General features: G+C 61.6%; 13 protein-coding genes. 5 read left to right on the top strand and 8 right to left on the bottom strand.

Features of this window, described 5'->3' with window-relative positions; genetic code table 11:
- Nucleotides 1–5: 5 nt before the first annotated feature.
- The 8 genes from MO767_RS17590 to cbiE form a co-directional block, all read right to left on the bottom strand.
- The gene (locus MO767_RS17590; protein ID WP_282481530.1) at nt 6–1,385 is read right to left on the bottom strand and encodes a PepSY domain-containing protein; all 1,380 of its coding nucleotides are present in this window, start codon (nt 1,383–1,385) and stop codon (nt 6–8) included.
- Between the two features lie 127 nt (nt 1,386–1,512).
- Nucleotides 1,513–3,630: a TonB-dependent copper receptor gene (locus MO767_RS17585; RefSeq protein ID WP_282481529.1), complete on the bottom strand. Its 2,118-nt coding sequence runs from the start codon at nt 3,628–3,630 to the stop codon at nt 1,513–1,515.
- A gap of 84 nt (nt 3,631–3,714) precedes the next feature.
- Complete coding sequence (locus MO767_RS17580) at nt 3,715–4,155, bottom strand: DUF2946 domain-containing protein (protein ID WP_282481528.1); 441 nt, start codon at nt 4,153–4,155, stop codon at nt 3,715–3,717.
- A 20-nt stretch (nt 4,156–4,175) separates the two neighbouring features.
- On the bottom strand, nt 4,176–4,655 hold the full coding sequence (locus tag MO767_RS17575; protein WP_282481527.1) for a copper chaperone PCu(A)C: 480 nt from the start codon (nt 4,653–4,655) through the stop codon (nt 4,176–4,178).
- 48 nt (nt 4,656–4,703) lie between these two features.
- Nucleotides 4,704–5,102 carry a DUF2946 domain-containing protein gene (locus MO767_RS17570; protein WP_282481526.1) on the bottom strand — a complete coding sequence of 133 codons (399 nt, stop codon included), beginning with the start codon at nt 5,100–5,102 and terminating at the stop codon, nt 4,704–4,706.
- 183 nt (nt 5,103–5,285) lie between these two features.
- Complete coding sequence (locus tag MO767_RS17565; RefSeq protein ID WP_282481525.1) at nt 5,286–6,008, bottom strand: cobalt-precorrin-6A reductase; 723 nt, start codon at nt 6,006–6,008, stop codon at nt 5,286–5,288.
- Complete coding sequence (locus MO767_RS17560; protein ID WP_282481524.1) at nt 6,005–7,102, bottom strand: cobalt-precorrin-5B (C(1))-methyltransferase; 1,098 nt, start codon at nt 7,100–7,102, stop codon at nt 6,005–6,007. Before MO767_RS17560 ends, MO767_RS17565 begins: the two co-directional genes overlap by 4 nt.
- Entirely contained in the window at nt 7,095–8,306 is a 1,212-nt protein-coding gene (cbiE, locus tag MO767_RS17555; protein WP_282481523.1) for a precorrin-6y C5,15-methyltransferase (decarboxylating) subunit CbiE, read from the bottom strand. The genes MO767_RS17560 and cbiE overlap by 8 nt, the downstream gene beginning before the upstream one ends.
- A 249-nt stretch (nt 8,307–8,555) precedes the next feature.
- Here cbiE and MO767_RS17550 point away from each other — a divergent pair, with 249 nt between their 5' ends.
- The 5 genes from MO767_RS17550 to cobJ all read left to right on the top strand — a co-directional run bounded on the left by MO767_RS17550 (nt 8,556) and on the right by cobJ (nt 13,726).
- A complete protein-coding gene (locus tag MO767_RS17550) occupies nt 8,556–9,209 on the top strand; it encodes a hypothetical protein (protein WP_282481522.1) in 654 nt (217 codons plus the stop codon).
- A 156-nt stretch (nt 9,210–9,365) separates the two neighbouring features.
- Nucleotides 9,366–10,673 (top strand): precorrin-3B synthase, encoded by a 1,308-nt coding sequence (gene cobG / locus MO767_RS17545; RefSeq protein ID WP_282481521.1) that lies wholly within the window; start codon nt 9,366–9,368, stop codon nt 10,671–10,673.
- Nucleotides 10,666–11,292, top strand: a complete 627-nt coding sequence (locus MO767_RS17540) for a precorrin-8X methylmutase (protein ID WP_008038718.1) — start codon at nt 10,666–10,668, stop codon at nt 11,290–11,292. The genes cobG and MO767_RS17540 overlap by 8 nt, the downstream gene beginning before the upstream one ends.
- Nucleotides 11,292–12,023 carry a precorrin-2 C(20)-methyltransferase gene (locus tag MO767_RS17535; protein WP_033053597.1) on the top strand — a complete coding sequence of 244 codons (732 nt, stop codon included), beginning with the start codon at nt 11,292–11,294 and terminating at the stop codon, nt 12,021–12,023. The genes MO767_RS17540 and MO767_RS17535 overlap by 1 nt, the downstream gene beginning before the upstream one ends.
- The gene (gene cobJ, locus MO767_RS17530; RefSeq protein WP_282481520.1) at nt 12,023–13,726 is read left to right on the top strand and encodes a precorrin-3B C(17)-methyltransferase; all 1,704 of its coding nucleotides are present in this window, start codon (nt 12,023–12,025) and stop codon (nt 13,724–13,726) included. Before MO767_RS17535 ends, cobJ begins: the two co-directional genes overlap by 1 nt.
- The last annotated feature ends 25 nt before the right edge of the window (nt 13,727–13,751 follow it).

The following is a 13,751-nucleotide window of genomic DNA, read 5'->3' as shown; positions in this document are numbered from 1 at the left end:
TGTATTCAGGATGAAGATGAGGCGGATTCAGACTGGCCGCTCAAGCGCGACAGCAGCACCCGATCCAGCAGCCAGACCACCACCAGCGAAGCGCCTACCAACGGGAACGCCACCGCCAATGCAAACATGATGACCATCGCGGTTTTCCATTTCGGCAGGTCGTGGCGCAGCGGCGGAACACCGAATTTTCCTTGTGGACGACGCTTCCACCAGATCACCACACCGCTGACGGCGCTGAGCAGAATCATCAGGCAGATGAGCAGGATGATGATCTGATTGAGCGGGCCGAACATTTTGCCTTCGTGCAGCATCACGCCGATTTCCGTTGCGCGGGCGACGGCGCCGTATTGCGCGTAGCGCACGTCGGCGAGGACGTCGCCGGTGTACTGATCCACATGCAGCGTGGCGTCATTGCGCGGGTCGTCGGCGAACACGGCGATGGTGAACACGCCAGTCGCCGTGGTCGGCAAGGTGATGCTGTAGCCCGGTTCGACCTTGCGTTGCGTCGCGATGTTCTGCACGTCCTGCAAGCTGATGGTCGGCGCGGCGGGGCCCGTTTGCGCGCTACCGTGAGCCATGTGTTCGGCGTGATCGCCGGACATCGGCATCGGTGTGTTTTCCATCGCCCAAGGCACGGTCTGGCGGGTGGCGGTGTTGAGGCTGCGGGCCTCGACATCGGACTTGGGCACGTCATCCCACATCGCTGCCGGAAAGACATTCCACACTTCGGCGTATTGCTTGCCCCAGAACCCGGTCCAGGTCATGCCGCTGAGCAGCATCACCAGCAGCAACGACGCGCCCCAGAATCCGGTCACCGCGTGCAGGTCACGCCAGAGCACTCGACCGCGACTGCTCAAGCGAGGCCACAGGACGCCGGCCGCCTGGCCACGCGGCCACCATAGAAAGACGCCGGAGACCACTAGCACCACGCCCCAACCGGCGGCCAGTTCGATCAGTCGATCACCGACGGTGCCGATCATCAATTCGCCATGAATTGCTCGTGCAACGGCTTGCAGATTCTTCTTCGCGTCTTGCTCGCCGAGGACATCGCCGTGGTAGGGATCGACAAAAATGTTGAGCTCGTTGCCGCCATCGAGCACGACAAATTGCGCGCTGCGTTCGGCGTTGACCGGTGGCAAATACTGCTTGATCGTGGCTTGTGGGTAAGCCTCTTTTACCCGCTTGAGCAGGTCATCGGCCGGGACGTTGTGATGCCCGGCCGGTACGTTCAGCAGGCTGCCGTACATCAACGGATCGAGTTGCGGCTTGAACAGGTAAATGATGCCGGTCAGGGCCAGCATCACCATGAAAGGCGCGACGAACAGACCGGCATAAAAATGCCAGCGCCAGGCCAGGTTGTAGAAATTCGGTTTGGGCTGTTTCATCGGTTGTGCTCCGCTTGGCTTGGGTCTTTTGTAATTGTCTGGTGACTGCTGCGCAGTCATTCGCGAGCAAGCTCGCTCCCACAGGTTCAACACTGTCCATGTGGGAGCGAGCTTGCTCGCGATGCTCTTAAAAACTCATGTCCACCCTGGTCCAGAGCGTACGCCCTGGTTCTTTAATGGCTTGCGGGTCATTGGCCGGGTAGCCGAAACCGGCGTTGCCGGCCAGGTTCAAGTGCTCGGCGTACGCCTTGCCGAACAGGTTGTCGACGCCGGTGCTGACCTTCCAGTGCTTGTCGATCCGGTACGCACCGTTGAGCGAGAACACGCCAAAGCCGGAGGTCTTGTCGAAGTCCTTGCCGACGACGTTGCCCTTGTTCAGGTCGATGCGGTTTTGCGCCGCGACCACTCGCCACAAGGCTCCGGCGCTCCAGTTGTCTTCGCTGTAGGTCAGGCCGAAACGTGCATCCAGCGGCGGCATTTGCGGCAGTGCGTTGCCGTCGCTACTGTTCTTGCCCCAGGCGTAGGCCAGGGTCGCATCGGCCTTCCAGTTGGAGGTCAGCTTGTAGGCCGCACCCAACTCGCCGCCCATGATTCGCGCGTCGATGTTTTGTGCTTGCGAGGTCATGCCCATCATCCCGGGCGTGTAGTTGAACAGGATGTAATCGCGCACTTGCCCGACGTAACCCGAGGCCCAGGCTTCGAGGTCTTCGGTCTTGTATTGCAGACCGAAGTCGAGCTGGGTGGTCTTTTCAGGCTTGATCGAATCGAAGGCATTTACCGAACCGGCGGGACCCGCGTCCGGCGAGAACAGCTCCCAGTAATCCGGGAATCGCTGGGTGTGGCCGAGGCCTGCGTAAAGCGTGGTCGGACTGTCAGCCAGGTCATGCTCGTAACGGACGAAGCCGCTGGGAAGGGTGTCGGCACGGGTGTCGTCCGCCGTCGGGTTTGGGCCAGTCATCATCCCGGAGCCGGTAGTCTGGCGATAATCCTTGGCCGAAGCGCGGTCCACTCGCGCACCGGTAATCACCCGATCACGGTCGGCGGCGTACCAGGTCAGTTCGCTGAACACACCGTAGTTATGGAAGTCGGCATCCTTGGTGTATGGCAGATCCTTGTAGGTGTCGACGCCCATGGCGCTGCGCTCGCGATGTTCGCTGGTCTGCGCATCGATGCCGCTGATCAACTGCACATCGGCCCAGCGCCAGGTGGCTTTGATCCGTGCGCCGAGGGTTCGACGGTCGACGTTGGAGGCCATCGGGCCGGCCATCATCCCGGTGCCAGACGGCGTGCGCAGGGTGTAGTTGTCCATCACGTGGTCGGCGTAGTTGTAGTAGATCTGCGCCTCAACCTTATCCAGCACCTCGCCGATGTTCGACTTCTCGAAGCGCAGGCCCAGGCTTTCGCGCTTGAACTGCGAACCATCCATGCTGCGTCCGGCGTAACGCGCTTCGCCGTCGCCCTTGCCGGCGGTGAGTTCCAGCAGGGTGTCGGCGTCCGGGGTCCAGCCCACCGCGATGTCGCCATTCCACTTGTCGTAGCGCGACGGCACGGTGTCGTTATTGCCGTCCCGGTAGTCGTCGGCATGCGCGGTGTTGCCGATCACTCGCACGTAGCCCAATGGCCCGCCGGCAGCAGCGTCCACCACTTTGTCGAAACGGCCGTTGGAGCCAGCCAGCACGCTGGCGTTCACCCGCGTGCCGAGTTCGCCGAAGCTTTCCGGCTCACGGTCGAAGAGGATGGTCCCGGCCGACGCCCCCGGTCCCCAGAGCACGGTTTGCGGGCCTTTGATTACGGTGAGTTTGTCGTAGGTTTCCGGTGAGATGTATGAGGTCGGTGCGTCCATTCGGCCGGGGCAGGCACCGAGCAACTGGCCGCCGTTGGTGAGGATGTTCAGCCGCGAGCCGAACATGCCGCGCAGCACCGGGTCGCCATTGGTGCCGCCATTGCGCACCAGGGCGAAGCCGGGGATGGTTTTCAGGTAATCGCCACCGTCGCTGGCCGGCACCGGTTGGCGCGGGTCCTTGGGGTTGGTGACGATGGTCAGTGGCGAACTCGGCGCGATGGCGGTGATCACCGTCGGGCTCAGTTCTTCGCTGTGACCGGCGTGTTCATCGGCCAGCACCATGGGTGTCAGCAGTGCACCGCAAAGGAAGGCGGTGGCGTGCCTGAAACGAATACTGGATTCGTTCGGGGCAAAAGAAGCTTGGGCAGCGCTCAAGCGTGTGTCAGCAGAAAACCTGGACATGACAATTTCCATCGAGCAGTCGTAAACGACACGGCCGGCAGCCTGCGGCTGTCTTCTAAACCGTGTGAGATCGGAAGTGGGGGTTTACGCGTCGATGGGCGGGGCGCGGGTGCGGGCGCCGGGGAAGAAGGTTTGCCGGGCGTGGCCCAGGCGCGGGGAGGGTGTGGTGAAGGTGCTGGCTTTTGGCGTGTCGAGTGCGACGAAGGACTGGCCGCCGGTCAGCGCCGGGCAATTGAACAGCAGGCTGCAATAGCCGCATTTTTCCCAGAGCGCGTGATGTGAGGCCTTTGGCGGGCAGTGTTCGGCAGCGGGTTGTGCGCCGTGGTCGGCGTGATCCATTGCCGACATGTCCATGCTCATGTCCATCGACATCGGCATGGAGGCGCGTTGATCCATCGGCATCGACTGAGAAATCAGCGGGCCGATAAAGATCATCAACATGGCGAACAGGCTGATCCAACTGCCGCGCGTCAGGCTCAATGGCTGACGGCGGTGTGCGGATGACCTGGCGCTAAGCGGGCGCATGGACGTTTTTGCTCAGTCGATTACTGGGCGTGGGCGTGCATCTGCATGTCTTCCGGTGGCTTCTTTTGCACCGAGACGTCGACCGTCACGTCGCCGGACTTCTCGAAATGCATCGTCAGCGGGAAGCGTTTGCCGTCGCTCAGCAGGCTGCGGTCTTTCAGGTTTACCAGCATCACGTGATAGGCCATCGGCGCAAAGGTGACGTTGCCACCGGCAGGAATGTCGACGCTCGGTACCTGCTGCATTTTCATCAGATCGTTTTGCATCACGTGTTCATGCAACTGGGCCTCGCCTGCAATCGGCGAGTCGACGCTGAGCAGTCGGTCGGCGGTTTTGCCACTGTTGTGAATCACGAAATACGCCGCGACCGTTGGTGCGTTGGGCGGCAACTCTTGCGACCACGGATGAGCGATCTCCAGCTCCCCGGCCTTGTATTCGTGAGCATTGGCAAAACAGGCAGGCAGCAGCAACACAGCCAGAACGATGAGTTTGTTCAACATGGCAGTTCTCCAGAACGATTCAAAACGCAGGTCAATTGCGAGAAAGAATCACACCAGAGGGGAAGCGCGGGGGTTGAGGCTCGGCCATTGCTGGCGCGGTGTCGGTGTATCGAGAGAAGCGTGAGGCAGGCTTCGATTGGCCTCGAACTGTGCGAAGTACAGTTGCGGCATGTGCCCAGGCAACGCCACCAACGGCGCGGAACCCGAGCAGCACCAGCAATGTTGCATGTTGGAGTGATCGTCACTCTGCGGGGTTTTCTGTTCGATATCGCCCAGGGAAATCGCCACCATCCTGGTGCCGCTGGACGAACAGAAACTGCCCCACAGCAACTGCTCGGCGGGTGATTTCGCCGTCTGTGCCATCGCTTCGGACATCGGCATGGCGAGCATGTTGAACAGCACTGCGAAGCAGGCGATCCAGGCAAATGCGAGCCGTTGTCGGGACATGGGACAAATCCGGTTGGATGGGCGATCAGGCGCGGCTATTTAGCCTGATCAGGACCGATAAGTAAAAAAGCGGCGTGCGGTGTGGTGTCGCAGTGCCAAGCGCCATAGCCTGCATGATAGTCGCGAATTACGGATCAACCTTCACGCAATTGTGTAGCCGCTGGCGAAGCCTGCGTTCGGCTGCTACAGGTTTTGTGTAAGGGCCGCTAATATCTCATTCACAGACCCAAACTCCCGATCAACCTCCGGCAACACTGGCCGCTGCAAAACAATCACCGGCACCCCACGCTCCCGCGCCACTTCCAGTTTCGGCTCGGTCGCGGTGCTGCCGCTGTTCTTGCTGATCAGCACATCAATCTGCCGACGTTCAAACAGTTCACGTTCATCCCCGATCAGAAACGGTCCACGCGCTCCGATCACTTCGCAGCGTTCGTTACCGGGGTAAACGTCCAGTGCACGCAAGGTCCAGAATTGCTCGGGCGGAATTTCATGCAGGTGCTGCAGCGGTTCGCGGCCGAGGGTGAATAGAGGGCGGCGAAAAGGTTTCAGCGCTTCGATCAGCTCGGCCCAACCGCTGACATCCCGCCAGTCATCCCCGACCTGTGGTTGCCAGGCCGGACGCCGCAAGGCCCAACAAGCAATGCCACTCACCCGCGCAGCGATGGCGGCGTTCTGGCTGATTTGTGCGGCGTAGGGGTGGGTGGCGTCCAGCAGCAAATCGATCCCTTCATCGCGAATGAACTGTGCCAGACCTTCGGCACCGCCGTAGCCGCCAACGCGAACCTGGCAGGTCAGATCTGTCGGCACACGCCCCACGCCGGCCAGGCTATAGATGTGTTCCGGCCCGAGGGTCCGGGCGATGGCCAAGGCTTCCGCCACGCCACCGAGCAACAACACGCGCTTCATTGAAAAGCTCCCGCATGGCCGACAATCCCACCCTGGCGATCAATGGCGAACACTTCGACCTGAACCTGCGCCGGCACCACGCTGCGGGCAAAGTCCAAGGCGTGTTGACACACCGCATCACCCAGGGCGATCCCGGCAGCGCGGGCCATCGCCAAGGCTTGCTGGCTGGTGTTGGCCTCGCGAATCCCTTGCTGCAACGCCTCATCGGCGCCAATCGCCGCCGCCCATTTGGCCAGCTGCGGCAGGTCGATGCTCGAATGCCTGCTGTGCAAATCCATGTGCCCGGCCGCCAGTTTACTGATCTTGCCGAAGCCGCCGCAGAGGCTGAGTTTATCCACAGGCACTTTGCGCAGATGTTTGAGCACTGCGCCGACGAAGTCGCCCATTTCGATCAGGGCGATTTCCGGCAAGTCGTAGACCCGGCGCATGGTGTCTTCACTGGCATTGCCGGTGCACGCGGCGATGTGCAGGTATCCGTTGGTTTTTGCCACATCGATGCCTTGATGGATCGAGGCAATGTAGGCCGCACAGGAAAACGGCCGGACGATGCCGCTGGTACCCAGGATCGACAAACCGCCGAGAATCCCCAAGCGCGGGTTCATGGTTTTCAAGGCCAGCGCTTCACCGCCCTCGACGTTCACCGTGACCTCGAAACCGCCGCTGTAGCCGAGTTCGTCGGCCAGCAGGGTCAAGTGGTCGGTGATCATTTTGCGTGGCACCGGGTTGATCGCGGGTTCGCCGACGCCCAGCACCAGTCCCGGCCGGGTCACCGTGCCGACGCCGCGACCGGCGTTGAAACGGATGCCCGGTTCACTTCTCAGTCGTACTTGAGAAAAAAGCAATGCGCCGTGAGTCACGTCAGGATCATCCCCGGCATCCTTGATCGTTCCGGCTTCGGCACCGTCGTTGATAAGTCGGCAGAACTCCAGGCGCATTTGCACCTGCTTGCCCTTGGGTAAAACGATCTCGACGGCGTCAGCACTCATCCCGCTCAATAACAAACGTGCCGCCGCCAGACTGGTCGCGGTGGCGCAGCTGCCCGTGGTCAAACCGCTGCGCAGCGGTGCGGGTTGTTCGGCGGTTTCGTCACGCATCGAAGGGCTTCGTCATGTCCAGCAACGTAATCGGCAACGCCTGGCGCCAGGTGTCGAAGTCTCCCAACGGTTGCGCTTGGGCGATATGGATCCGTGTCAGCTCGCCGCCGTGCTGCTCGCGCCAGGCCATCAAGGTCATTTCACTTTGTAGCGTGACCGCGTTGGCGATCAGTCGGCCGCCGGGTTTGAGTTGTGCCCAACACGTGTCGAGCACGCCCTCGCGGGTCACGCCGCCACCGATGAAAATCGCATCCGGACGTTCGAGCCCATCGAGTGCTTGCGGTGCGCTGCCACGAATCAATTGCAGGCCGGGGACGCCGAGGGCATCGCGGTTGTGTTCGATTAGTAACTGTCGGCCTTCATCGGCTTCGATGGCTAATGCGCGGCAACCAGGGTGGGCGCGCATCCATTCGATGCCGATCGAGCCGCTGCCGGCGCCGACGTCCCACAGCAGTTCGCCGGGGATCGGGGCAAGACGCGCGAGCGTGATGGCGCGCACGTCGCGCTTGGTCAGTTGACCGTCGTGCTTGAAGGCTGAGTCCGGCAGACCGGCCAATCGGGAGAGGCGCGGCGTATTGGGTTCGGCGATGCACTCGATGGCGATCAGGTTCAGATCGGCGACCGCGGGATCGCTCCAGTCATTGGCGACACCCTCGATGCGTCGTTCGGCGGCACCGCCCAGATGTTCCAGCACGGTGAGGCGACTCGCCCCGAAACCGCGTTCGCGCAGCAGCATCGCGATAGCGGCCGGGCTTTGGCCGTCGTTGCTCAACACCAGCAAGCGAACACCGCTGAACAACTGCGCATTGAGTGCAGCGATAGGACGAGCAACCACCGAAAGCGTGACCACATCCTGCAACGGCCAGCCCATTCGCGCTGCCGCCAGCGAACAGGAGGATGGCGCCGGCAGTATCAGCATTTCATCACTGGACAGCTGCCGGGCCAGGCTGGCGCCCACGCCAAAGAACATCGGATCACCGCTGGCCAGCACGCAGACCGGTTCGCCACGCAGCGCCAGAAGCGGTTCAAGGGAGAAAGGACTGGGCCACAACTGCCGCTCGCCACTGATGCAGGCCGGCAGCAAATCCAGTTGTCGCTGGCCGCCAATGATCCGCGAAGCGCGCAGCAGGGCGTGTCGGGCATTTTTGCCCAGGCCCTTGAAGCCGTCTTCGCCGATTCCCACTACTGTCAGCCAGGAGGCCATGTTGTTCCTCAATCCAATGTTCATGTTCAAAGGCGGCATCATAGCGCGGCTTCTGTCATCTGACGCGGATCTATGGCCGGGACAGGAGAACTCCGAGTTGCAGACACTTAATGTTGAGGAAAAATTGTTTGTTGAAGTGATAGTTTTGGTAGTTTTGTTTTTGTTTTGGTTGCGCCATCTTATGCGCATTAAATGTTCGGCCAATAGTTAGTGTTGGCTGCGACACTATCAAGGATGAAATAAACTTATATGGATAACGGTTTAGATAAAGGTGTCGTCGAACGCGATGCGCTGATGATAAATAATGTGCTGCTGACAGGTGTTGCCGGCCAGACTATCGCCGACAATAATTTTGTCAAAAACTGCATTTTTCTGGCCCAGCATGGCGCGGATAAAGTCGCGAAGAGCGAGACGCAGCCGGGGCCTTGGTTCGATCATTACGCCGGTATGTTTTGGTCAATGGATTGGCAGCTTGCCGAGCCTGCCGAATACATCAAGCCGCAGTTCTCGGGCAGTTTGAAACAGGCCTGGTTGAAAGTGGCACGCCCCTACCTCTCGAGCGCTCAAATAGCACAGGTTGAAGCAGTACTTGGAAAGCTGGAGAGTGACGCCAAGTTGCTGGCGAAATTTGCGGGCTTAAGTGGGAAAACATTCGGATTCAATATCGTGCCGGTCAGTTATAAACCCAACGGAGATCTGGAAATAGTGGTTAGTCATGTCAGGTTGATCAAGTCGGGCATCTCTACACCCTACCTGTTCTGGACAATAGACCAGAGCCTGTCTCAATTGGATATCCGGATTCGGCGGTTGGAGATCAAGCGTCGGGACATGGACGCCATTCGACAACGCGTGGAAGAAGGCGTTGTAGCCCTGGCGCTCGAGTCCATCGAGTACGAACTCTGATTCCACTCAGGCTGAAGCCTTCTTTTGCTTGATTGATACTTCGACAGCGTTTCCGACCGGCAGACTTTTCATGCGCTCGGGCAAAGCAGGCATAATGGCAGCCCTTCGCCCTTCACGTGCATCCAGTCAGCCGGTCACTCATTGAACGAACGCCCGATGTCCATCGCTTTACGCCCCTCGGCCTGTCCGGGGTTGCTGCGTATTGTCCAGGCGCTGGATGGCGGCATCTGTCGGATCAAACTCAACGGTGGTTCGATCACGGCCGATCAGGCCGGGGCAGTGGCCGATGCGGCCGAGCGCTTTGCCGGCGGTGTGATCGAGGCGACCAACCGCGCTAACCTGCAAATCCGCGGGATCGGCAGTGAGCACGGCGCGTTGATCGACAGCCTGATGGCGGCGGGACTCGGCCCCACCAGCGCGGCAGGCGACGATGTGCGCAATCTGATGCTCAGCCCAGGCGCCGGCATTGATCAGCAGATGCTGATCGATACGCGCCCACTGGCCGAGCAGATCCTCGCCACGCTGCAAAGCGATGAACGCCTCCACGACCTCAGTGCCAAGTTCGCCGTGCAACTGGATGGCGGCGAAGGTCTGGCGATGCTCGAACACCCTCATGATTTATGGCTGTCCGCGGCTGAACGAGACGGTGAGCGAGTATTTGCATTCGGCCTGGCGGGATGCCTGGTCGACCCGTCCGTAAGCGCGGTGCCGCTGGAGCAGGGCCATGCGTTGGTGGTCGCGGTGCTGGAGTTGTTCCTGGAATTGGCGCGCCCCGAGCAAACCCGCATGCGGCATCTGCTCGCTGAATGTTCGCTCGACACGTTTCTCGCGCGTCTCGCCGAGCGTGTGCCGTTGATGTCCATTGAGGGTTGGCAGCGCAAGACAAATCCAAATGTGCTGCACATTGGCGCTCATCCACAGCGTGACGCCGGGCGTGCGTACATCGGTGCCGTGCCGCCGCTGGGTCGCCTCAATCCCGCGATGCTCAGAGGCGTCGCACAACTGGCGCGTAAACACGGCGACGGTACTCTGCGTTTCACGCCTTGGCAGAGCCTGTTATTGCCCGGTGTTCATGGCGACACTGCGGCTGAAGTTATCCACAGTCTCGAACAGCTCGGTCTGCGTTGCTCGGTCGACGATGCCTTGGCGCACCTGATCGCCTGCACCGGCTCGACGGGGTGCGGCAAAGGCCTGGCCGACACCAAGGGCGACGCCCGACAACTGGCGGCGCTGCTGCAACGTCGCGGCCAGGTATTGAACGTGCACCTGTCCGGGTGCCCGCGTTCCTGTGCGGCCGCGCACATTGCGCCGGTCACGTTGCTGGCGGTTTCTCCCGGTCACTACGACCTCTATTTCCGCGATGCAGCGCAGCCGCATTTCGGCGCACTGCACGCACGCAACCTTACTATTGAAGCGGTCGCGACCTTGCTCGACGCCCGCTCACGGAGCCCCCTTGATGCTTGATTACATCCGCGACGGTCAGGAGATCTATCGCAACTCCTTCGCGATCATTCGTGCCGAGGCCAACCTCGAGCGTATTCCGGCTGATCTGGAAAAACTCGCGGTCCGTGTGATCCACGCCTGCGGCATGGTTGACGCCATCGACGGGCTGCAATTTTCCGAAGGCGCGGGCAAGGCCGGGCGCGATGCGTTGGCCGCCGGTGCACCGATCCTGTGCGATGCGCGGATGGTCAGCGAAGGCGTGACCCGCACGCGTTTGCCTGCGAACAACGAAGTCATCTGCACCCTGCGCGATGAAAGCGTTCCGGAGCTTGCCCGCGAGTTGGGCAACACCCGCTCCGCCGCTGCGCTGGAACTGTGGCGCCCGCACCTGGAAGGCAGCGTGGTGGTGATCGGCAACGCACCGACCGCACTGTTTTATCTGTTGGAAATGCTCGACGCCGGCGCGCCGAAACCGGCACTGATCCTAGGCTTCCCGGTGGGCTTCGTCGGCGCCGCCGAATCCAAGGCCGCGCTCGCGGCAGACAGCCGTGGCGTGCCTTTCGTCATCATGCAAGGCCGGCTGGGCGGTAGCGCCATGGCCGCCGCCGCCGTCAATGCCCTCGCCACGGAGATCGAATGATGCAGCAACCTGGACGTTTGATCGGCCTGGGCGTCGGCCCTGGTGATCCGGAACTGATTACGGTCAAAGCCTTGCGCCTGCTGCGCGAATCACCAGTGGTGGCGTACTTCGTCGCCAAGGGCAAAAAGGGCAATGCCTTCGGCATCATCGAGGCGCATTTGCAGGACGCGCAAACGCTGCTGCCGCTGGTTTACCCGGTGACTACCGAAGCGTTGCCGGCGCCGCTGTCGTACGAACAAGTCATCAGCGATTTCTACGATGCGGCCGGCGAAGAGCTGGCCGCGCACCTGGACGCTGGCCGTGATGTGGCGGTGATCTGCGAAGGCGATCCGTTCTTCTACGGCTCCTATATGTACCTGCACGATCGACTGGCCGAGCGCTATGAAGCCGAAGTCGTGCCGGGCGTTTGCTCAATGCTCGGCGGCGCTTCGGTGCTGGGTGCGCCGCTGGTGTATCGCAATCAGAGTTTGTCAGTGCTGTCGGGTGTGTTGCCCGCCGACGATCTCAAGCGTCGTCTGGCCGATGCCGATGCCGCCGTGATCATGAAGCTGGGGCGCAACTTTCCCAAGGTCCGTCAGGTGCTCGAAGAACTCGGGCTGGCGGAGCGCGCGCTGTACGTTGAGCGCGCGACCATGGCCAACCAGAAAATCGTCCCGCTGGATCAGGTCGAGCCGATGTCCTCGCCGTACTTCTCGCTGATCATTGTGCCCGGCGAACGGTGGCAAGGCTGATGGCCCGTCCAGTTCCGGCGATTGTCATTCTGGGCAATGGCAGCCTCGCGACCGCGCGCAAGATTGCGCAACTGTACCCTGGCGCATTGATCCATGGTCTGGCCGAACGGGTGGAAGGCGCGGACCGCGTCTATCACGAATTCGGCGCCACCTTGCGTGAGTTCTATCAACAGAACACGCCGATCATCGCCTTGTGCGCGGCGGGCATCGTGATCCGAACACTGGCGCCGTTACTGCTGGAAAAAGGCGCGGAACCACCGGTGCTGGCCGTGGCCGAAGACGGCAGCGCCGTTGTGCCGCTGCTCGGTGGCCTAGGTGGCGTGAACGTCATGGCGCGAGAGATTGCTGCCGGTCTCGAGGTTGCTGCGGCGATCACCACCAGTGGTGAGTTGCGCTTCGGCACCTGCCTGCTCAATCCACCCAGCGGTTATGCCCTCGGTGATCTGGAACTGGGCAAGCGCTTCGTCTCGGATTTGCTCGCTGGCCAAAGTGTACGCGTCGAAGGGGCTGCGCCGTGGCTGGCTCAGGCGCAATTGCTGGAAGATCCTCACGCGCAGCTGTCGATCCATGTCGGCCATGCCGAGCGTGCGCCAGCGGCCAATGAATTGATGATCTACCCGCGCAATGTGCTGGTGGCGGTGAGCGCCGAGGTCGCGGATCTGCCAGGCGCCATTCGCTCAGCCCTGCATCAGGCGAACATTGCCGTGCAATCGCTGGCGTGCCTGTTGGTCAGCGATCTGGACATGGCCAGTGCGGCGTTACGCGAAGCAGCGCTTGATTTGGGTGTACCTCTGCGGTTTGCGTCGGTCAGCGGCGGCGTTAGCGAGTTGTCCCGTCACAGCGTGCCGAACGCTACCATCGTGTCCGCGGATACCGGCATTGCCATTGCGGTGGCCACTCAGCCGCTGGATGCTGCGCAGATTGGTCGGGCGCGCGGTCGTCTGGCGGTAATCGGTCTGGGCCCTGGCGCTGCCGAATTGATGGTGCCAGCGGTCAAGGCCGAGCTGGCCAGGGCCACCGACGTACTCGGCTACGAAACCTACGTACGCATGGCCGGGCCGTTCCGCGAAGACCAAGTGCTGCACTGCACCGACAACCGCGAAGAGATGCAGCGTGCCCGCCACGCCTTTGAGCTGGCGGCGCAAGGTCGTTCGGTGATTGTGGTGTCGTCCGGTGACCCCGGTGTGTTCGCCATGGCGGCAGCGGTGCTTGAAGCGTTGTATGAGTCGAGTGAGCCGAGCTGGCACAGCGTCGATCTGGAAATCCTGCCGGGTGTCTCCGCGTCGCTGGCGACCGCTGCGCAGGCCGGCGCACCGTTGGGCCATGATTTCTGCGTGATGTCGCTGTCGGACAACCTCAAGCCTTGGGCGATCATCGAGAAGCGTCTGGACCTGGCCGCTGAAGCTGATCTGGCGCTGGCGTTCTACAACCCGATCTCCCGCGCGCGGCCGTGGCAACTGGGCCAGGCGCTGGCAATCGTTGGTCGGCATCGCACACCAGAGACAGTGGTGGTGCTGGGTCGCGACATTGGCCGTCCTGGTCAGTCGCTACGGGTTACCACGCTCGGCGAATTGACCCCCGACCAAGTCGACATGCGCACCATGGTGCTGATCGGTTCGTCCACCACCTGCGTGTTCCCTCGTGCCGAGGGGGGCGAGTGGGTGTATACGCCGCGTTGGTACGGCATCAAGCCTGCCTCCTGAACCTTAGCGGCCCCGCGTGGGCCGT

The sequence above is a fragment of the Pseudomonas sp. UYIF39 genome (genome assembly GCF_029963765.1).
GTDB lineage: Bacteria > Pseudomonadota > Gammaproteobacteria > Pseudomonadales > Pseudomonadaceae > Aquipseudomonas.
Note: the sequence above shows the minus strand (reverse complement) of the source record. Positions and strands in the feature narration are given on the sequence as shown.